The 20,748-nt window shown below is 73.7% G+C and carries 17 protein-coding genes; 5 read left to right on the top strand and 12 right to left on the bottom strand.

Going from position 1 to position 20,748, the window contains the following annotated elements:
- The coding region (locus tag ACZ7J0_RS33385; RefSeq protein ID WP_470893775.1) for a chorismate synthase at positions 1–219 on the top strand (219 nt) is incomplete at its 5' end.
- A gap of 37 nt (positions 220–256) precedes the next feature.
- Here the strand turns inward: ACZ7J0_RS33385 and ACZ7J0_RS33390 are convergent.
- The 10 genes from ACZ7J0_RS33390 to ACZ7J0_RS33435 all read right to left on the bottom strand — a co-directional run bounded on the left by ACZ7J0_RS33390 (position 257) and on the right by ACZ7J0_RS33435 (position 13,847).
- Complete coding sequence (locus ACZ7J0_RS33390; protein ID WP_470893777.1) at positions 257–514, bottom strand: hypothetical protein; 258 nt, start codon at positions 512–514, stop codon at positions 257–259.
- Between the two features lie 47 nt (positions 515–561).
- Positions 562–1,599, bottom strand: coding sequence for a transglutaminase-like domain-containing protein (locus ACZ7J0_RS33395; protein WP_470893779.1), 1,038 nt, complete (start codon positions 1,597–1,599; stop codon positions 562–564).
- Positions 1,600–1,657: 58 nt separating this feature from the next.
- Positions 1,658–2,827, bottom strand: a complete 1,170-nt coding sequence (locus ACZ7J0_RS33400; protein ID WP_470893781.1) for an NAD(P)/FAD-dependent oxidoreductase — start codon at positions 2,825–2,827, stop codon at positions 1,658–1,660.
- Entirely contained in the window at positions 2,824–4,311 is a 1,488-nt protein-coding gene (locus tag ACZ7J0_RS33405) for an FAD-dependent oxidoreductase (RefSeq protein ID WP_470893782.1), read from the bottom strand. Before ACZ7J0_RS33405 ends, ACZ7J0_RS33400 begins: the two co-directional genes overlap by 4 nt.
- Positions 4,308–6,410, bottom strand: a complete 2,103-nt coding sequence (locus ACZ7J0_RS33410; protein WP_470893784.1) for a molybdopterin oxidoreductase family protein — start codon at positions 6,408–6,410, stop codon at positions 4,308–4,310. Before ACZ7J0_RS33410 ends, ACZ7J0_RS33405 begins: the two co-directional genes overlap by 4 nt.
- Positions 6,403–7,770, bottom strand: coding sequence for a nitrate/nitrite transporter (locus ACZ7J0_RS33415; RefSeq protein ID WP_470893786.1), 1,368 nt, complete (start codon positions 7,768–7,770; stop codon positions 6,403–6,405). The genes ACZ7J0_RS33410 and ACZ7J0_RS33415 overlap by 8 nt, the downstream gene beginning before the upstream one ends.
- A 13-nt stretch (positions 7,771–7,783) precedes the next feature.
- Complete coding sequence (locus ACZ7J0_RS33420) at positions 7,784–9,193, bottom strand: nitrosuccinate lyase (protein WP_470893804.1); 1,410 nt, start codon at positions 9,191–9,193, stop codon at positions 7,784–7,786.
- A 326-nt stretch (positions 9,194–9,519) separates the two neighbouring features.
- Entirely contained in the window at positions 9,520–11,514 is a 1,995-nt protein-coding gene (locus ACZ7J0_RS33425) for an FAD/NAD(P)-binding protein (protein WP_470893788.1), read from the bottom strand.
- Positions 11,515–11,627: 113 nt separating this feature from the next.
- A complete protein-coding gene (locus tag ACZ7J0_RS33430) occupies positions 11,628–13,202 on the bottom strand; it encodes a class I adenylate-forming enzyme family protein (protein WP_470893790.1) in 1,575 nt (524 codons plus the stop codon).
- 189 nt (positions 13,203–13,391) lie between these two features.
- Positions 13,392–13,847: a GNAT family N-acetyltransferase gene (locus tag ACZ7J0_RS33435; RefSeq protein ID WP_470893792.1), complete on the bottom strand. Its 456-nt coding sequence runs from the start codon at positions 13,845–13,847 to the stop codon at positions 13,392–13,394.
- Positions 13,848–13,948: 101 nt separating this feature from the next.
- Between ACZ7J0_RS33435 and ACZ7J0_RS33440 the strand changes: the two genes are divergently transcribed.
- The 4 genes from ACZ7J0_RS33440 to ACZ7J0_RS33455 all read left to right on the top strand — a co-directional run bounded on the left by ACZ7J0_RS33440 (position 13,949) and on the right by ACZ7J0_RS33455 (position 18,507).
- Positions 13,949–14,932 carry an NADPH:quinone reductase gene (locus ACZ7J0_RS33440; protein WP_470893794.1) on the top strand — a complete coding sequence of 328 codons (984 nt, stop codon included), beginning with the start codon at positions 13,949–13,951 and terminating at the stop codon, positions 14,930–14,932.
- Positions 14,929–15,753 (top strand): shikimate dehydrogenase, encoded by an 825-nt coding sequence (locus ACZ7J0_RS33445; RefSeq protein WP_470893796.1) that lies wholly within the window; start codon positions 14,929–14,931, stop codon positions 15,751–15,753. The genes ACZ7J0_RS33440 and ACZ7J0_RS33445 overlap by 4 nt, the downstream gene beginning before the upstream one ends.
- Positions 15,754–15,825: 72 nt before the next feature.
- Positions 15,826–16,029 (top strand): hypothetical protein, encoded by a 204-nt coding sequence (locus ACZ7J0_RS33450; protein WP_470893798.1) that lies wholly within the window; start codon positions 15,826–15,828, stop codon positions 16,027–16,029.
- A gap of 507 nt (positions 16,030–16,536) precedes the next feature.
- The gene (locus ACZ7J0_RS33455; protein WP_470893800.1) at positions 16,537–18,507 is read left to right on the top strand and encodes a helix-turn-helix domain-containing protein; all 1,971 of its coding nucleotides are present in this window, start codon (positions 16,537–16,539) and stop codon (positions 18,505–18,507) included.
- Here ACZ7J0_RS33455 and ACZ7J0_RS33460 read toward each other — a convergent pair.
- Positions 18,480–19,667 (bottom strand): IS701 family transposase, encoded by a 1,188-nt coding sequence (locus tag ACZ7J0_RS33460; protein ID WP_470893806.1) that lies wholly within the window; start codon positions 19,665–19,667, stop codon positions 18,480–18,482. The genes ACZ7J0_RS33455 and ACZ7J0_RS33460 overlap by 28 nt on opposite strands.
- A gap of 490 nt (positions 19,668–20,157) precedes the next feature.
- On the bottom strand, positions 20,158–20,748 hold a 591-nt coding region (locus ACZ7J0_RS33465), incomplete at its 5' end, for an LLM class flavin-dependent oxidoreductase (RefSeq protein ID WP_470893802.1).

The raw sequence follows: 20,748 nt of genomic DNA on the forward strand, positions 1-20,748 counted from the left end.
CCGCGTGCGCTGGCGACGGTGGACGTGGTGACGGGTGAGGCGGCGCAGGCGCACCACCAGCGCTCCGACGTGTGCGCGGTGCCGGCGGCGGGGATCGTCGCCGAGGCGATGGTCGCGCTGGTCCTGGCGGACGCGGTGGTGGAGAAGTTCGGTGGCGACTCGGTCCCCGAGACCCGCCGCAACGTCCAGTCCTACCTCGGGGCACTCCGGCACCGGTAGCGCGCGCCCGAACGCCGCTGGTCCTCGCGGAGGTGGATCACCTGTTGCGAAGGATCGGCGGCGCCGGCGTGCGGGAACAGTCCCCCGCCTGCGTCGTCGAGAAGACCCGGCGGGGCAGGGTCGGGCTCCCCGTGATCACCGCGGACATCGCGGCAGCGAGCACGGACGTGATGCGGCGCCGCAGCGGGCTCGACCTGCGTCCGGCGACGCCGTGCTCGCCCGGGAGTTCCGTACCGATGCCGCCCTGACCCTCGACCGGCAGGACGTTCTTGCTGTCCGTCCCCCCACCGCGCACCAGGCGGTCCGGAAGACGCCCGGCGACTCGCGGCTCCGCGGCGTCCCCTACGACGCCACGCGACAGTTCGCCGGAAGCTGCCGGCAGAACGACTCCGGCCGCCCCCCGTCCGTACATCGGTGCGCCATCAGCGGCTCGCCCGCCTCCCGTTCCCACGCCAGGACCCAGTTCGGGCGCGAGCCCCGGCAGAAGTCCACGAACTCGGGCGGGGTTCCGGCGTACCGGCCCGCCCGATAGGCCTGGACGGGATCCAGCGGCACCCACAGGCCCGCCTCCCTGACCTCCGCCCAGGCATGCGGGATGCCCGCGCTCTGGTACGGGCCGGTGGGGCCCAGCAGGAAACCGCCGCGGGTGCGGACGGCCAGGCCGGCCGCCCGGGCGTGGACCGCCATCACCAGTGCGGCGGTGACCGAGTCCAACACCCCTGCGGACAGCGCCTGTTCGGGGTCACCGGCGAGCGCGGCGGGCAGCCTCGCGTACTGATAGCGCCCGGTCAGCAGGCCGTCGTACAGCTCTGCGAACACATCCCGCGCGGCCCGCGAGCGCGCCCGGCACGTGTGGCCCCGCAGTGTCACCTCCGCCAGGACCCGGCCGCCCGGCTCCAGCGTCCGCCAGGTGTGCACCGTCGCCGTACCGGGCGTCAGCGCCGTCGCGCACAGCGGCGGCCCCGGTGACGTCACGCACCCGTCCGAGCAGTGCGTGGAGATGGCCAGCCGCAGGCGCCGTCCGGCCGTCCATCCGGCGGACGGGCCGGCCGGCTGGGAGGTCCAGCGGCGCTCGGCCGCCTCGGCCACCGACCGGCCGCTCCCCGCGAGCAGACCCAGGTTCATGAGGTCGTACCGGTCCAGGAGCACACCGTCCGCGGTCTCCGCGGATGGCAGACCGGCGTCGATGAGCCGCTTCACCGCCTGTTCGTCGGTGCCGAGGAGGCGTGCGGCGACCTTCAGTCCGACCTCGGGGCTGCGGTGGGCGTCCGGGATGCGCGGGAGCCGGTCCACGGCCGGCAGCCAGCGCAGCCGCAGTTCGGCGGCCGACACCGCGCCGCGCTCCGGGCGGACCGGTCCGTCGCCGGCGCCTGCGCTCATTTCGTCGCTCATCCGACCTCTCCGCGTACGTCGGCGCCGATCTGTCGGCATGGGCCTGTCAAGAGCGGGTGAGGGTGTCGGAGGACTCCCGCGCCCTGCCGTACGACTCCGTGGCACCCACCTCGACCCGGCCCAGCACCGTGTGCCCGTCGGCGGAGAGGACCCGCTTGGTGTAGCGCCCGGCCGTCCAGTCCACTTCGGTGAACTCCATTGCCCCTTCCGTACGGGCATGGATGTCGCCGGACCCCGCGACACCGACCCCGAGCAGCTTGAGCCGGGTCGCTCCGGAGGTGTCCTCGAACGGCGTGTGACCGAGACCCAGGAGCTGCCGGGCGACCGACGCGGCCATCCGGAACCCCGGGGCGGCCAGGCCGTGGCACCGTCCCGCGACCGCCGCGCATTCGCCGATCGCCCAGATCGCCTCGTCGGCGGTGCGCAGCCGGTCGTCGACGAGGAAGCCGCCGCGCTCGCCCGTGGCCAGCCCGGCCGGGCCCGCGAGTTCGTCGCGAGGGCGGATACCGGCGGAGAAGACGACGAGCTCCGTCTCGATCGTGGTGCCGTCCGCCAGGGTCACCCCGCACACCCGTCCGTCGGCGCCGGCGTCCACCGACGCGGTCACGGCCGCGCAGTGCACGCGGACGCCCAGACCGCCGACCAGGGAGGCGAGCAGTTCGCCTCCCGTGGCGTCGACCTGGAGGGGCATCAACCGGTCCGCCATCTCCACGACATGGGGCCGTGTTCCGAGGAGCCGCAGCGCGTCGGCGGCCTCCAGACCGAGGAGCCCACCGCCGATGACGACGGAGGGCCGGCCGGGCCGGGCGGCGGCCCGGATCGCGTCGATGTCCTCGACCGTCCGGTACGTGAAGCAGCCGGGCAGATCGTGCCCGGGCACCGGGGGCACGAACGGCCGGGATCCGGTGGCCAGGACCAGTGCGTCGTACGGCTGCCGGGTGCCGTCGGCGCGGATCACGGCCCGGCCGGTCCGGTCGATGGCGGTCACCGGCGCGGACAGCCGCAGGTCGACGACGGGGTCGTGGGCGGCGAGCGCGAGTTCGGCGGGGGTGCGGCCGTCGACCAGGGAGGAGAGGGCGACCCGGTCGTAGGCCGGGCGCGGCTCCTCGGCGAGGACGACGACCCGCCAGCTGTCCGTACGGTCCAGCGCGCGCAGCTCCTCGACCAGCCGGTGGCCGGTCATGCCATGGCCGACGACGACCAGGATCCGGCTCATGACACCACCTCCAGGGGCTCGGCGGCGCCGCGCAGGGAGGCGCACAGGCTCCGCACGCTGTCGGCGCACCCCCCGCACCCGGTGGTGGCCCGGGTCGCCGCCGCGACCGCGCGCACATCGTGCGCCCCGTCGTGCCAGGCGTGGACCACGTCCCCCTTGGTCACGTGGTTGCACTGACAGAGCACGGCGTCGTCCGGCAGAGCCCCCGGCTCGCCCTCCGCGTCCCGCACGGCGCCCCCGAGCAGCAACGCCACCCGGTCGCGGGGCACGGGCCGCCCCTGGTCGTACAACTGCCCCACGTCGGCGATGGCCCGCGGCAACCCGACCACCACGGCGGCGACGACGCGCTCCTCCCGCACCACGATCCGCGCGTAACGCCCCCGGGCGGGATCGGAAAGGGTCACGACCTCGCCCTCGGGGCGGCTGCCGTATGCCTCGGGCGGGGTCGCGCCGACGGCCGTCCGGACGGCCGCCGGATCGGCCGCCGTGTGGGCGGCGTCCGCTGCGCGTGCGCCACCGGTCGCCTCGGGCGCGGCCCGTCGGGGTGTCGCGTCGCCGGACTCCCCGCCCATGTACGCCACTTCCAGTCCCGGCGTCCTCGGCCGGACCAGCAGTGGAGGGCGGACGTAGCGCGTCGTGGGCGCTCCCGACAGGAGCGCCGCCAGGGCGTCCGCCTGGGACCAGGTTTCGGACGGGTGGCCCGCCGAGCCGCCCGGGGGGCTCGCGCAATCGCCGAGGGCGTGGATCGACGGGTCGCTGGTGCGCAGCTGGGCGTCGACCAGGACGCCGCGGTGGACCTCCAGGCCGGCCGCCCTGGCGAGGGACGTCTCGGGAGTCGTACCCGTGCACAGCAGGACCGTGTCGGCGCGCAGTTCGTCCCAGGCCGTGACGCGGGTGCCGAGGCGCAGTTCGACTCCCAGATCCTCCAGCCACGCGGCCACCAGCGCGCCGGCCACCGGGTCGAGGCCCCGGCTCATCGGATGGGGTCCGGCGTGCGCGAGGACCGTCTCGTGGCCGCGCCGGCGCAGCGCCGACGCCGTCTCGACGCCGAGGACTCCGCCGCCCACGACCGCCACCCGGCCCCGGACGGGCCGTACGCAGTCGGCCAGGGTCCGCACGGTCCGCACCGCTCCCGTGTCCGGGAGGCCCGCGACCGCCGTGCGCGCGCCGGTCGCCAGGACCAGCGTGTCGTACCGCTTCACGGTCCGGCCGGCCGGAGTCGTGGCGTGCACGAGGCGCCGGGCGCGGTCGATGCCGTGGACGGTGACGCCCGTCCGCACCCGTACGCCCTCCGGCGGCGGGGGCAGCGTCAGCGCCTCGGGCGGCAGGGTGCCGTCGAGGACGGAGGTCAGCAGCGTGCTCTGGTACGCGGGGACCGGCTCCGCGCCCAGAACCGTCACCGGCCCCCGGTGCCCGAGGGCCGCCAGCCGCGCGGTCAGCCGGTGCGCGGCGAGTCCGTTGCCGATGACCACGATCCGGTTCATGCCGTCACCGCGGCCGGCTCGATCCGTACCGCGCTCACCTTGAACTCCGGCATCCCGCTGCGCGGGTCGAGCGCCCCACTGGTGATCAGGTTCGCCCGTCCCTCCCCGGCGTAGTGGAACGGCAGGAACACCGTGTCCGTCCGCAGGCTCTCCACCAGCCGCACCCGCGCCACCACCGACCCGCGCGCCGACGTCACCCGCGCGCTCGCCCCCTCGGTGAGTCCGGCGCGCCGGGCGGTGTCCGGGTGGACCTCCACGAACGGCTCCGGCGCCGCGGCGTTGAGCTGCCGCACCCGGCGGGTCTGCGCCCCGGACTGGTAGTGGGCGAGGACGCGGCCGGTCGTCGCGTACAACGGGTACTCCGCGTCGGGGAGTTCGGCCGGGTCACGGTGGTCGACCGCGGTGAAGCGCGCCCGGCCGTCCGGATGCGCGAAGCGGTCCAGGAAGAGCCGGGGCGTCCCCGGATGGGGCGTGCCGATGCCGCCGCGGTCCGGGCACGGCCAGTGCAGCGCCTCGCCCGCGTCCAGCCGCTCGTAGCTGATCCCCGAGTAGTCGGCGCGCCCGCCCCGGGTCGCCCGGCGCAGCTCCTCGAACACCTCGCGCGGCGCGGCCGGGAACCGCTCGGCCGGCTGACCGAGCCGTACCGCAAGCTCCCGCAGCACCTCCAGGTCGCCGCGGACCCCGGCGGGCGGGTCGAGGAGCGCGCGGCGGCGCAGGACCCGTCCCTCCAGGTTGGTCAAGGTGCCCTCCTCCTCGGCCCATTGGGTCACCGGAAGCACCACGTCGGCCATCCGCGCCGTCTCCGACGGCACGAAGTCGGCCACGACCAGCAGGTCCAGGGCGGCGAGCCGCTCGGCGATCCGGCCGGCGTGCGGGGCGGAGACCACCGGGTTCGAGCCGAAGACCAGCAGGGCGCGCGGGCCGCTTCCGGTGCCGAGCGAGTCGAGGAGTTCGTACGCGCTGGGGCCCGGCCCCGGAAGCGACCGTGCCGGTACGTCCCACACCTCGGCGACATGCTCGCGCGCCCGGCGGTCGGTGATCATCCGGTAGCCGGGCAACTGGTCGGACTTCTGGCCCAGTTCGCGTCCTCCCTGGCCGTTGCCCTGTCCGGTCAGACAGCCGTAGCCGCTGCCCACCCGGCCCGGGAGGCCCAGCGTCAGCGCGAGATTGATGAACGCGGAGACGGTGTCGGCGCCCTTGCTGTGCTGCTCCGCGCCCCGGCCGGTGAGCACATAGGCGCGGCGGGCGCCGGCCAGCAGCCGCACCGCCTCCCGCAGTTCGCCCGCGGGGACCCCGGTGACCCGTTCGGTCCGCTCCGGCGTCCAGGAGACCGCCTGCCGCCACGCCGTGTCGAAGCCGCTGGTGCGGTCCTTGAGGAACGCGTGGTCGAGCAGACCCTCCACGACGGCCACGTGCGACAGGCCGAGCGCCAGCGCCAGATCCGTGCCGGGCACCGGCCGCAGATGCAGCAGCGCGCGCTCGGCGGTGGGTGTGCGGCGCGGGTCGACGACGATCAGATCGGCCCGGTCCAGGTGGCGCATCAGCGGCGGCATGGTCTCGGCCGGGTTGGCGCCGGCCAGCAGCACGACATCGGCCCGGCCCAGATCGGTCACCGGGAACGGCAGACCCCGGTCGATGCCGAACGCCGCGTTGCCCGCGGCCGCGGCCGAGGACATGCAGAACCGGCCGTTGTAGTCGATCCGGCTCGTCCCGAGCGCGACACGGGCGAACTTGCCCAGCAGATAGGCCTTCTCGTTGGTCAGCCCACCGCCGCCGAACACGCCCACGGCGTCCGGGCCATGCGCGTGCCGTATCGCCCCCAGCCGCCCGGCGACCAGGTCGAGGGCGGTGTCCCAGCCGGCCGGGGTCAGCGCCCCGTCCGCGCCACGCACCAGCGGCTGCCGCAGCCGGTCCCGTACGCCGAGGACCTCGGGGGCCGTCCAGCCCTTCTGGCAGAGCCCGCCCTGGTTCACGGGGAACGCGGACGGCTCGACCCGCACCTCGTCCTCGGGGCCCCGGGTCAGCCGGGTCCCGCACTGCAGGGCGCAGTACGGGCAGTGCGTGTGCACGGTACGCACCGGAACGCGCAGGTCAGACACGGGTGACTCCGGGACGTACGGGAGCGGGGCCGGACTCGGCCGCGCGCGCCGGGCGCAGGTACACCGCCCAGGTCACCGCCACGCACACCGCGTAGAAGCCGAGGAAGGAGAGGAACGCGGGGGTGCCGCTGCCGGCCCCGCCTCCGTAGGAGGCGCGGAAGACCAGATTGACGGCGACCCCGCCGAGCGCGCCGACCGCACCGGCGATGCCGATCACCGCGCCGGACAGGCGCCGAGCGCGGGCGAAGGCGGCCGTGGCGTCGCGGCCCTCGGTCACCTCCCGACCGGCCTGCGCGGCGAAGACGGCGGGGATCATCTTGTAGGTGGAGCCGTTGCCGACGCCCGTGAGGACGAACAGCACGGTGAAACCGCCGACGAACAGCGCGAACGAGCCCGACTCCGAGGCCGTCAGGAGCACCCCGGTCCCGGCGGCCATCGCCACGAACGTCCAGCAGGTGACCCGCGCGCCGCCCCACCGGTCGGCGAACCTGCCGCCCAGCGGACGGGCCACGGAGCCGAGCAGCGGGCCGAGGAAGGTGTACGAGGCCGCCTCCAGCGGCGTCGACCCGAACTGGGTCTGCAGTACGAGCCCGAAGGCGAAGCCGTACCCGATGAACGAGCCGAACGTGCCGATGTAGAGCAGGGAGATCCACCAGGTGTGGCGGCTGCCGAGCGCCTCGCGCTGGGCGCCCCCGCCCTCTCCCCGTACGACCGCGATGTTGTCCATCCGCAGGGCGGCGAGGAGCGAGGCGGTGACGATGAGCGGCAGGTAGACGCCGGCGACGTACGACGGGTGCGTGTCACCGGCCGTGCTGATGACCAGCAGGCCGAGGAGCTGGACGACGGCGACCCCGAGGTTGCCGCCGCCCGCGTTGAGCCCGAGGGCCCAGCCCTGGTGGCGCTGCGGGAAGAAGGCGGTGATGTTCGTCATCGAAGAGGCGAAGTTGCCACCGCCGACGCCGGCGAGCGCGCCGATGACCAGGAACACCCACAGGTCGGTGCCCGGGCGCTGGACGAAGTACGCGGCGGCGCCTGCCGGGACGAGGAGGACGGCGGTGGCGAACGCGGTCCAGTTGCGGCCGCCGAAGCGGGTGACCGCGTAGCTGTACGGGAGCCGCAGCACCGCGCCGACCAGCGTCGGCGTGACCACCAGCAGGAACTTCTCACCGGGCGTGAAGGGGAGCCCGATCCGCGGGGACATGAACAGCACGAGGACCGACCACATGCTCCACACCGAGAACCCGATGTGCTCGGAGAGCACGGACAGCGCCAGGTTGCGGCGGGCGACGGACTTGCCGCGCGTCTCCCAGAACCGGACGTCCTCCGGGTCCCAGTCCTCGATCCAGCGACCGGACGCCATCACGCACCACCCCTCATCGTTCGGTCCCGCGCAGCGCGCGGTCCACGAGGGGACCGGCCGCGCCGGTGTAGTGGGACGGGTCGCACAGCGCGGCCAGTTCGTCGGCGTCCATCAGACCGTGCAGCTCGGGAGCCTCGGACAGGACGGTGCGCAGCGGCCGGCCGCTCTTCTCCGCCGTGACCGACGCCCAGGTCAGCAGCTCCTTGGCGGCGGCCTTTCCGAGCCGGGGCGCGAGGACGGCGGCGATCCGCTCGGAGACGACCTGGCTGCCGGTGAGGGCGAGGTTCTCCCGCATCCGGCCCTCACGGACCTCCAGGCCCTCCGCGAGCTCCACGGCGGTGTGCGCGGCGCCGCCGGTCAGCCACAGGCACTCGCGCAGCAGCTGCCACTCGGCGTGCCACACGCCGCCCGACCGCTCGTCCTCGGAGACCAGGCACTGCACCAATCCGCCGGACAGCGCCGGTACTTGCAGGGCTGCGCTGCGGATCAGGGTGGCGAGGACCGGGTTGCGCTTCTGCGGCATCGCAGAGGAGCTGCCGCGGCCGGCGCGGGTCGGCTCGGCGACCTCGCCGACCTCGGTCCGGGTCATCGACTGCACATCGACCGCGATCTTCCCGAGCGCGGCGGCGGTGAACGCGAGCGCGGACGCGAGGTCGGCGACCGGGGTCCGCAGGGCGTGCCAGGGCAGCATGACGCGGGTCAGCCCGGTCTCGGCGGCGAACGCCTCCGAGAGCCGGTCCTGGTAGGCGCCCGGCTCCACCGGGTGGTCGGCGGGGCCGTCGATCCGCGCGTACTCGACGTAACCGGCGAGGGTCCCGGCGGCGCCGCCCAGGGAGATCGGCAGCTCCGCGAGCACCCGGCCCAGGCGGGCGTCGGCGTCCAGCACCACCTGCCGCCAGCCGGCTGCCTTCAGCCCGAAGGTCGTCGGCACGGCGTGCAGGGCGAGCGTCCGCCCGGCGATCAGCGTGTCCCGGTGCCGGGCGGCGAGCTCGGCGAGCGCGGCGGCGGTACGTCCGAGGTCGGCCCGGATGATCCGGATCGCCCGGTCCGCGACCAGCATCGCGCCCGTGTCGAAGATGTCCTGACTGGTCGAACCCCGGTGCACGTACTCGGCGGCGGCCGCGTCGTCCTCGGCGACGACCCGGGTCAGTGCCCGCACCAGACCCACGACGGGGTTGGCGGTCTCCCGCGCACTGAGCGCGAGCTCACGGACGTCGAACCGCTCGGCCCGAGCGGCCCGCGTGATGGCCCGCGCCGCGAACGCGGGCACCGTCCCGAGCCGCGCCTGCGCCCGCACGAGCGCCGCCTCGGCATCGAGCATGGCCTGCAGCCACGCCCGGTCCCCCACGGCACTCTCGACGGGCGTCCCGGCCCGGACGGGCGAGAGCAACCCGGAATCGTAGGCGTCGCCGGGCGCGACCACGGCGCCCGCCTCGCGCTCGTCGCGGGGGCTCCCGCCGTGCGGGTCACCGGTGTTGTGGGCGCCCGCGGCGCCCGGGCCCCTCGTGTCGGCGGCGCCTGCCGCGGCCTGGCTGCCTGCGGGGCCCCCGTCGCGCGGTGCCGTTTCGGCGACCACGGCGCCGGGCTTGCCAGGCGCGCCTGTGGCCGCCGTGTCCTGCGGGTTGCCCACGCGGTGGGCGCCCGCCGCCGGTCTGCCCGCGGCGCCCGCCTCGCGCTCGTCGCGGGGGCTCCCGCCGCGCGGGTCACCGGCGTTGTGGGCGCCCGCGGCGGCCCCGTCCGTGCGGGTCGTCACACGATCACCCCCGCCAGGGCGGCGTCGTCCGTCACCGGGCGGACGGACGGGGGGACGTGGGCCGATGGGGGGAGGGCGCGCAGGGCGCGGGCTATCGCGTCGGAGTCGCTCAGGGTGACCGAGTCGACGCCCGGGCGGATGCCCGCCGCCGTCACCCAGTGGACGGACTCCGTCGGGACGCCGTAGGCGAAGCGGCGCGGGTGCGGGCGGCCGCGGCCGTCGATGACGTGGTACGGGCGCTCGGTGACGGCCAGGCCGCCCGTCTCGTAACTCGTCCCGCAGGCACCGGCGATGCGGTACGGCGCCGCCTGGTCGGTGTTGAGGAGGTGCAGCATCAGCGGGTCCCGCGTGCGTCGCAGGTCCGGTTCGGGCAGGCGCGCCTCGATCAGGACCGACGCCCTCACCGGCGGCCCCGGCACCGTGCCGGACGCGGCCACGAACGACGGGGCCGCCGCGTCCAGGCGGATCTGGGTGCCCGGGCCCATCACCTCGAGGACACCCGCCTCGATCAGCGCGATCATCTCCTCGATGCGCGACGCCGGCGGGCCGATCGACAGGAAGCCGTTGAGCGGCGTGTACCAGCCCTCCAGGTCGTCCCGGTGCGAGTTGCCCTCCAGGCCGCCGTGGTCCACCGCGAGCCGGACCTCGTTGCGCAGGTCGCGCAGCACGTCGAGCGCGGCCTTCAAGGGCCCCTCGACGTTCCCCGCCCTCGCGTCGGCGACGTCCCGCGCCAGATGCGCCAGCAGCCACGCCCGGAACTCCGACCGGTCGGCGAACTCCCGCTCCCCGTAAGGCCTCGACAGTCGCTCCCAGTCCCAGCGCTCGGCCTGCTCGATGCCGTGCCCGGCCACGAGCGCCGCCCGCTCGGCCTCGCCGTCGAGGGCGAGATAGCGGGTGGTGAACTCCTCCCGCTCGGCGCCGCGCCCCAGGGACTCCAGCAGCGTGCCGTAGTAGACGCTCTCCACCTCGCGGGAGATCAGCGGCCACAGGTCCTGGCCGAAGTTGACCCGGTCGCCGTCGACCGACCTCCGGCGCAGGTCCGCGATGAACTCCGGGGTGAGCAGCTGCGGCAGGTGGCGTCCGTACGCGCCCTTCTGGTTCTCACCGCGCGCGTGGTACGGGACGCCCCGTCGCGACGAGGCGAAGAGCCTCGGCTCACGGCCCGACGACCGGTACACGAGCCGGTCGCCGTCGCGGCGCTCGAACGCCCCGCCGCGCCCGACCGTGAACAGCGCCATGTGGTCGAAGAAGTTCAGCCCGAGACCGCGCAGCAGGACGTGCTGTCCCGGTTCGACGGAGCTGAGGTCCAGGTCCGCCGGGTTCCCGGGCGTGACATAGGTGAGGTTGTGGATCCGGGCGAGGCTCGCCGTGCGGGCCTCGCGCGCCGTGAGCTTCGCCGGCACATGGCCCTGCGCGAGCACCACCCCGTCGAGATGGTTGAGCCGGGTGCCGTCCTCCAGGCGCACCCCCTGCGGCCCGCCCGGCACCCCGTGGGTGTCGGCCATGGCGACCGCCCGCGTCCGGTGCACGCGTACGGTGATGTGCTCCGGCGCCCGCGCCACCACCCGCAGGAAGCTGTCGTGGAGATAGCGCCCGTAGAAGGCGCGCGTGGGGTACGAGTCGGGGCCCAGCCGCCGTGCCTCCGCCAGGGTCGCCGCGTCATGGCCGTCGGTGGACGCGCCCGCGTCGGCCGCCGCCGACAGGTCCCGTGCCCACTCGTACAGGCTCGGTCCCGGCTCGATCGGCCCCTCGATCCGCGCGCTGTCGTCCGTGTACACGGTGACCTGGGAGGCGACGGTGTTCATCAGCAGATGGCGGGACTGCTCGGTGCGCCACACGGCTCCCGCGCCGGGCGCCGCCGGGTCGACGACGTGAACCGTCAGGGTGCCGCGCGCCGGGGAGACCCGCTCGTTGGCGCAGAGCCGCTCCAGGACGGACAGCCCACGGGGCCCGGCGCCGACGATGCAGACTTCCGCGTGACCGCTCTTCATAGGGTCTCCGTTCTCGGGTGATGGGGGCGGTGGCTGCGCGGTGACGGCGCGGAGCGTGGAGGCAGGGGTGGGGCGGCCGGCGCGGGAGGGCGCCCGCCGCCGCTCGGGAAGGGCTACTCGCCCTGGTCGCCGGCCGCGAGCAGCCGCGCGAGCTCCAGTCGCTTGATCTTCGTCGTGGCGGTCTGCGGCAGCTCACCGAGACGCCACTGCACCGGCTCCGCCATCGGCGGCAGCGACGCGGCCGCCGCCTTCCAGGCGGCCTTGTCCAGCGGCCGGTCGTCCTTGGTGCAGACGACCGGGACGGCGGTCCCGTCCTCGCCCGGGATGATGATGACCTCGGCCAGCTCGTCGAGTTTTCCGAAGAGGGTGTCCTCGGCGGCCAGGGTGGAGCCGAAGCCCTCGATCAGGTCGACCTCGCGGTCGAGCAGATGCACGCAGCCCCACTTGGTGCGGTAGCCGACATCGCCCATCCGCCACCAGCCGCCTTCGGAGACCTGCTGGTCGTAGCGGGCCTGTTCACCGAGGTAGGTGACGATCCGGCCGTCGCTGCGGACCTCGATGTAGCCGGGGTTGTCGGGCGACGGCTCCTTGCCGTCGCGGCTGACCACCCGTACGTCGGTGAAGCCGGGGAAGGGACGGCCGACGCAGCGGCCGTCGTCGTCGAGGGAGCGGCGGCGGGTGAAGGCACGCACCACGGCCGGGCCGACCTCGCTCTGCCCGTACAACTGGCCGAACAGCGGGGCCCTGCGCCGCGAGGCACGCAGCAGCCGGTGCACGGTCCTCGGGTGGATCGCGTCGAAGGTGGAGCTGAAGAGCTTCACACTGGCCAGCGGCCGGCGTGGGTCGTGCGCCAGTTCCTCCCACTCCATGAAGGAGTTGGGATGCGCCTCCAGGATGCCGGGGCGCAACCGCGCGAAGAGATCCGCCGCCTGCTTGGGGTCGGAGTCGGCGAGCACGATGATGGGGAAGCCCCGGTGCAAGGAGATCGCGAGTGCCGTGAACAGCCGCGAGTGCACGAACGAGACATGCATCGCGATGGGCTCGGGACGCCGGAACAGCGGCTTGATCACGGACGCCTGCGGCCGGTAGCGCGCCTCGAGCGTCCGGCCCGTGTGCACGGCGAGCTTGGGCGTCCCCGTGGTGCCCGAGGTGTGTGTGATGAGCGTGGGGTGCTCCGGGGGCATCGTCACCGGGGCGACCCGGTCGACGCCCTCCAGGGAGGCCAGCGCGACGGCGCCCTCGTGGCTGCCCGAGGCCAGCAGGACCTTCTCGGCCCGGTCGAAGACCGAGGCGGGCAGCTCGTTCTCCAGCTTGGCCGCGTCGGTCAGCAGGAACGGCCGGTCCGTGCGGCGCACCAGCTCCGCCGCGGTCTCGCCGTCCAGCTTGGGCGAGAGGAGCACCGGTACGGCTCCGATGCGTGCGATGGCGCAGGAAAGGAGTGTGATGTCGAAGCCGTCGGACTTGTAGACGACGACCCGCTCACCGGGGCGCACCTTCGCCGCCCACAGCCGGGAGGCGAAGTCGTCGATGAGATCGGCGACCTCCGCGACGGTCGCCCGCCGGCCGAGCCGGGGGGCGATGTCGAGGTCGTGATCGAGAATCACCACATTCGCGGGATGCCGGGCCGCCGCGCGCTCGAACAGCGTGCCCAGCCGGATGCCACGGTTTCCTATGCGCTGAAGCAGCATGACCCCAAGCTCTCGTCAGTAGAGATACGCCAAAGTCGGGCCGCCCCTGCGGGAATGGGAAAAGGTGGCAGGGGCCGTTCCTGAGCCGGAATATGAGGCTGTTTCGCCGGTCGACGGGAATACTGCTGAGGGGGGTGGGTGGGGGTCAATGAATGGCATCAGGGTCCGTCAAGTCCGGGGCGCGGTACGTCAGGTCGCGGGACTGTCCGCTTCCGCCACGTCCAGCGCGAAGTGCAGCGCCCCGATGCGCATCCGCTGCGCGTGGTAGAAGCGCTGGGCTCCGTGGTTGGCCGTGCCGGTGTCCAGCTCGATCCGTACGCACCCCGCCCGCCCGGCGCGTTCCCGCAGCTCGGCGAGGAGGTGGGCGCCGACGCCGGTGGAGCGGGCGGCGGGCGCGGTGACGAGGTCGTCGACGAAGAGCAGCCGGCCGCGGCTGGTCGCCAGGACCCGGTGTGTGGCGACGCCCACACACCGCCCGGCGGGATCGTATACGGCGGTGAACACCAGCCCCTGGCCGTGTGACGCGAGGGCGAATTCCGTGAACTCGGCTTCTCCGAGGCCCGGTCGCAGGGTCCTGATCAGCGGCGCGACATCGTCGGCCATGGCCGGTTCGCCCGGCTTCACATCCCGCATTGTCAATTTCACGGGCCCAGCCTAGGCCGCTCATTCCCGACGTCCATACGGAGTTGACACACAATGGGTTACGGGCGGGAAACACATGAGCACCGCTGCCAGAATCCCGTCCCATGCGCGCTGCCTACATCGAACAGCTCGGATCACCGGACGTCATTCAATACGGGGTCGTGGCCGATCCCCGTCCCGGGCCCACGGACGTCCTTGTCGACGTCCTGGCCGCCACGGCGAACCCGGTCGACACGTTCGTCCGGTCGGGGCTCTTCCGTACGCCCACGCCCTTTCCCTTCGTGATCAGCCGTGACCTGGTCGGCACGGTCGCCGAGGTGGGTCCGGGAGCGGTCGGCTTCGTCGTCGGGGACCCGGTCTGGAGCAACAGCCTCGGGCACGGGGGGCGCCAGGGCGCGGCAGCGCAGAAGGCGGTGGTCGCCACCGACCGGCTGTACCGGCTGCCGGACGGCGTCGACCCGACGGCCGCGGTCGCCGTGGTGCACCCGGCGGCGACGGCGTATCTGGGTCTGTTCACCCATGGACGGATCAGGCCCGGCGAGACGGTCGTCGTCGCGGGTGCCGGAGGCAACGTCGGAAGCGCGATGGTGGTCCTGGCCGTGGAGGCCGGCGCGCGGGTCCTCGCCACGGCGAGTGAGCGGGACGCGGCGTACGTGCGGTCGCTGGGCGCGGCGGAGGTCTTCGACTACCGGGCTCCCGAGGTGTACCGGCGGATCGCGGAGGCGAGCCCCGGGGGCGTCGACGCCTATCTCGACTGCTCGGGCACCAACGACCTCGGCCACACCGTGGAGTTGCTGGCGCGGCGCGGCCGGGTCGTCATCCTGGCCGGAGCCCGTTCGACCCCGGTGCTGCCGGCCGGGCAGCTGTACATGAAGGACTGCTCGATCGTCGGATTCGCCATCTCGCACGCCTCGGCGTCGGAGCTGGCGGAGGCGTCGGTGACGATCAACCGGCTGCTCGCGGCCGGGCGGTTGCGGCCGAGAGCGGTGGAGGCACTGCCGCTGAGCGAGGCGGCGGACGTCCACCGGCGCCTGGAGAAGGGCGCGCTGCACGGCCGACGGGTCGTCCTGCGGACGGCCTCCTCGTGACACGGGCGGCCGTCCTGGGCTCCCCGGTCGGCCACTCGCTGTCCCCGGTGCTGCACCGCGCCGCGTACGAAGCCCTCGGCCTCGACGACTGGAGCTACATGGCGATCGAATGCCGCGAGCACGAACTCGCGCGTGTCATACGGTCGTTGGACGACACCTGGGCCGGTGTCTCGCTCACCATGCCGTTGAAACGGGCGGTCCTTCCGCTGCTGGACACGGTCTCGGAGCGGGCGCGAGCCGTCGGCGCCGTCAACACCGTCGTACGGCGGCCCGACGGCCACCTGCACGGCGAGAACACCGACGTCCACGGCATCCGGGCCGCACTCGCCGAGGCGGGCGTCGTCACCGCCGGCTCCGCCGTCGTGCTCGGCGGGGGAGCGACGGCCTGCTCGGCGCTGGCTGCCCTCGGTGAGTCGGGCGTCAGCCGCCCCACGGTCCTGGTCCGTGACCCTTCGCGTACGGACGCGCTCCGGGCGACCGCCGAACGCCTCGGAGTCACCCCGTCGATCCTGCCGCTGTCCGAGGCGCCCCGCGTGCTGCCGGCCGCGCCGCTCGTTCTCTCGACCCTTCCCCCGGGCGCGGCCGACGACCACGCCCGCCATCTGGGCCCCGGCACCCTCTTCGACGTCGTCTACGCTCCCTGGCCCACACCGGTCGCCCGCGCCGCCTCCGCCCGGGGCGCCCGGGTGGTGAGCGGGCTCGCGATGCTGCTCCACCAGGCGGTGGCCCAAGTGAGCCTGATGACGGGCCGCCACGACGTCCCGCCGACCCCCATGCGGCTGGCCCTCACCAGGGCGACGAACGCGCCAACAGCCGTGTGAGCGGCGGATCCCCGCTGTACGGTGGCCGTCGGAGCAGTTGAGTCACGGGGGGAATCACCAGTGGTATCGATCATGATTCTGTTCGGAGTCCTGGCCGGAGCCGTCGTGCTCCTGATCGTCACCCTGCTGCGCCGCGGAGGCGGCTCCACGCAGAACGTGGAGGGCCTGCTCATCGAGCAGCAGGCACGAGAGCGGGCGCATCACGACCGGACGTCCTTCAACTCCCTCGGGGCGCACAACGCGCCGCCGACGATGGGGGACAGCCACCACCGCTAGCGGGCCGCGCGTCCCTCAACCCTGCCGCGCGGGTTCCCGGGCGAAGTCCGGCAGGCGGGGCGAAGTCCCACGTCGGATCGGCGTCACGGACCGCCATCGGCCCCCGCACCCCGGCGGCGCCGGTGGACGCGGCGTAGGACGGAGCGAGCACACCGTCCAGCCGGTCCCACCCCAGGCCGCGCAGGGAGAACACACGAGACCGGCCCGGCGCGGCCAGTGCCTCCCTACTGCGTGGCAGCGACCGTTCGTGGCCGTGGATCTCCGACACCCGTCTCCCTCCGGCGTCGACGCGGCCCCAACTGCCACGTCGGCTTGCCGGTACAGCTTCGCCGGGCCGGTCGGCGTCGGAGAAGGTGGTCCCACGACACCGCTCACGGTGTGGCACGGTGACCATGACACACAGGGAATGCAGTGGCAGAGGTCACCGTTGACCCTGCCTCGGGGCCGAACTAGTTTCGGCCCGCAATCCGGGGTTTTCTGTTTCGTTACACAACGGGGGTTGGGACAATGACCGTGGAAGGAGCGGATACCGGCGGCGCCGACGCACTGACCGTGCTCGAATTGCTCGCACAGCAAGCTCCGCCGAGCCGATTCGACGAACTGCTGCACCACGCCCGCCGGGGAGGGGCGTCCGGTGCTCAACTCGCCCGTCTCGAACGGGCCGTTCAGCTCGCCAGGGGCATAGGTTCGTCGTTCACGCGACGCGAGCAGCGGGAGGCCGGGCTCGAGGCCCTGGTCGACACCGCCCGGGATCTGACGTTCCCGTACGACCTGGACAGCCTGCTCCGGGTGATCACCCGACGGGCCCGCCGCCTGCTGAACTTCGACATGGCGTACGTCAGTCTGCGCGGCGGCAACGGCACCTCGTTCATCCACACCACCGAGGGCTCGACCACCGCCCTCCACACCGGCCTGCGGGTGCTCGACGGCCGGGGGCTCGGCGGCGAGGCACAGGCCAACGGAGCGCCCGCGTGGACGGCCGACTACCTCCACGACGACCGCTTCCCGCACTCCGACGTCATCGACGAAGTCGTACGGGTCGAAGGGCTGCACGCCATCATGGCCGTGCCGCTGCGCAGCGGCGACTCGTCGGTCGGCGCGCTCTACGGCGCCGACCGCAGGGTCCGCCACTACACCCCGGACGAGATCGGTCTGATGTGCTCGCTCGCCGACCTCGCCGCCGTGGCCATCGAGAAGGCGGGTCTGCTGGAGCAGACCCGGGCCGAGGTGACCGAGCTGGAGCTGGACAGCTCACGGGCCCGCACCAGCCTCACCCGGATGCGGCACGTCAGCGAGGCACACAGCCGGATCATGAACCTGGTGCTCGCGGGCGGCGATCTGTGCAATGTCGCCAAGGCCGCGGGTGACGCCCTCGACGGCACCGTGATGATCCGTGACCCCGGGGGCCGCAGTCTCGCGTCGAGCCTCGCGACCGGCGGGGACATACCCGGTCTGGACGAGGAGGCCGTGGCGAAGGCCTCGTTGGACGCGCACGCCGGTCGCCGGCCCGTCGTCACCGGCGACAACACCTGGGTCGCCCCGGTCATCGCGGGCTCCGAGGACCTGGGTGTGGTGGTGATACGCCCCGCGACCGGGCTGACCGGCGAGGACGAGCGGCTGCTCGAACTGGCCGCGCAGTGCGTCGCGTTCATGCTGCTCATGCAGCGCTCGACCGCCGTCGCCGAGGGTCCCGTCCGTGACGAGCTCCTCGACGATCTGCTGGCCGAGCCGCAGCACGCGCCGCACCAGATCGTGCAGCGCGCCCGCCGGCTCGGCATCGACCTGCGCAAGCCGCACGTCCTGGTGGTCGCCCGGCCCGAGGGCGGCGAGCAGGGCAGGGCGGTCGTCTGGGCCTCGTCGTACGCCTACCGGATGTCCGGCCTGAAGACCGTCCAGGGCGGCTGCATCGTCCTGCTGCTGCCCGGACTCGACGCGTCAGCCGCCGCGCGCGCGGTCTCCGGCGAGCTGTCACCGCTGCTCGGCCACCCCGTCTCGGTGGGCGCCGCCGGTCCCGGCTGGAGCCCGGACAGCGCGGGGCGGATGTATCTGGAAGCGCTGCGCTGCCTGGACGCGATGACGGCGCTGAACGGCGTCGGTTCCGCGGCCTCCGTCCAGGACCTGGGGTTTCTGGGGCTGCTGCTCTCCGACGACCACGACGTGGACGGCTTCATCGAGGCCGCGATCGGTCCCGTACTGGACTACGACGCCGAGCGGTTCACCGATCTCACCCGCACTCTGGAGGCGTACTTCGCCTCCGGCGGCAGCCCGACCAACGCCGCCGAGGCGCTCCATGTCCACCCCAACACGGTCTCGCGCCGGCTGGAGCGGATCGGTGAACTCCTCGGCGCCGAATGGCAGAAGCCGGGCCAGGTCCTCGAAGTCCAGCTCGCCCTGCGGCTGCAGCGGACCCGCGACGTCCTGGCCCAGCAACGGGGCCTGGAACCCGGTCGTCAGCCGGTGGACCGGACCGTGTCGTAGGAGGCGTCCCAGTCCGCGCTCAGGACCGTGGCCGCGTGGGCCGCGGAGGCGAGCGTGATGTGCCGGTGCCAGCCGCGGAAGGACCGGCCCACGAAGTCACGCAGCCCCGCGCCCTCGCCGACCTGGGCGAAGTCACGCTCGACCCGGCGGGTCAGCTTGGTGAGCCGCAGCAGCTGGCCGACCGTCGCACCCGTCAGATCGGTGAGCCACAGCCGCGCCAGCGGCCGGCGCGGATCGTCCCACTCGCCCATCAGCAGGAAGTGCCGCTCACGGTCGCCCGACGGGCCCGGCAGCGTGACCCGTACCGCCGTGGCCAGCGAGGTCCGGGACACCCTCCGGCCGGTCGCCGTGTCCAGCCACCCCACCGGCCTGCGCAGGCCCTTGAGCGACTCCAGGATCTGCTGGGCGGGCAGCGGACCCGCTCCGAAGCCGGGCAGCGCGCGGTCCGCCACCGACAGCCGGCAGGTCGCGCCGATCCGGGCGACGATCGGTACTCCCGCCCCGGAGAGCCTGGTCAGCGCGGCGCGCCCGGCGCCTCCGCGGATGTCCAGGAGCAGCGGCTTGCGGGACACGTCCTGCCACCGGGCGGTGTCCAGGGCGGCGGCGACCGCGCACTCCTCCAGTGTCTCCTCGCCCGCCTCCTCGGGGACCTCGGCGCGGTCCCGGCGGGTACGGTCCTTCACCCAGGGATCGGGCAGGAACAGCCGCCAGTTGACCGGAACGCTCACGTCCTCGGAGGCCAGCCACACCCCGAACGCCTGCTGGCCCCGGAAGACCTGGCCGCGCTCCGGGTCGAAGCGCCGGTCCACGCCCACCGAGTGCTCGCCCGCCTTGGGTATCGGCATGGACCGCACCACCCAGGCCTGCGGGCAGCTGTTGCGCTGCACATGGCCGGCGAGCGCGGCACGCATCGGCCGCCAGTCCCAGGTGGAGCTGGATATGAAGTGGTGCAGGCTCTGTTCGGCGGCCGGGCCGCCGATCTGTGCGGCGATGTTGCGGATGGACTTGCGTCCCTGGGCGGTGAGCAGCCCCCGAAGGTACTGCTCGGCCTTCACGCGCTGGTCACGGCGCGGAAACCTGGCGAAGAGCGTGGCACACAGCTCGTCGACGACATCGTCGGCCACGGCGCTGCGGATCGGCGCGCGCTCCAGCCGACGGATCCCCTGTGTATCGAGAACGGTCCTGCGTTTGGTTGTGACGGATGTACTCACGACACTCCTGCCCTACGGTTTGGCAGCCCCCTCCAGCTGCCCTCCAACCGTCGCGCGTCCGGGCGCGGGGCACGAGGTGTACCCGGCACCCCCCTGGTGCGGTGGATGGTGGGCGGACCACCGGTGGGGGGCGCGCCAGGGGCGGCGCCGGGTGCGCGGGCGGAGCGGAAAGTGCGCCGGGTGTGGTCGGACCACCAGGGGGTGTGGTCCGACCACAGGGCGCCTGCCTGCGGCGTTGGGCCGCGGAGGTGATCTGACAGACTCGGCCGGCCCTCTTTGACCGGCCGGTCGGCACGGCCGGAACATCGCCCTCACGAGGCGGCACGGGACCAGTACCCGGTTAATGCCCCAGGCCGGGAACTGGACCTGTGCGCCTCCCTCGGGCCTCCGGCCGACCGGTGTCCGACGGGCCCGTTCAGCCGGGCCCCGCCCGTCCCGTTCAGCCCGCCGTGACGTTCTCCGGCCGGGATTCCGTCTCCGCGGCCTCCTCGTCGCGCCGCGCCACCAGTGACGCGTGCGTCGGCGCGTCGGGAACCCCGGGCGCCCGACGGCTCGCCATCTCCTTGCGCAGGACCGGAAGGACTTCCTCGCCGAGGAGGTCGAGCTGCTCCAGGACCGTCTTCAGCGGCAGGCCACCGCTGTCCACCAGGAACAACTGCCGCTGGTAGTCGCCCACATAGTCGCGGAAGGACAGCGTGCGGTCGATGATCTGCTGGGGGGAGCCGACGGTCATGGGCGTCTGCTCGGCGAACTCCTCCAGGGACGGGCCGTGTCCGTAGACGGGCGCGTTGTCGAAGTAGGGCCGGAACTCCCGCACGGCGTCCTGCGAGTTCTTCCGCATGAAGACATGACCCCCCAGACCGACGACGGCCTGCTCGGGAGTGCCGTGCCCGTAGTGCGCGTACCGGCGGCGGTAGAGGCCCACCATCTTGGCCGTGTGCTCCTTGGGCCAGAAGATGTGGTTGGCGAAGAAGCCGTCCCCGTAGTACGCGGCCTGTTCGGCGATCTCGGGGGAGCGGATGGAGCCGTG

The sequence above is a fragment of the Streptomyces sp. NPDC038280 genome, assembly GCF_055600045.1.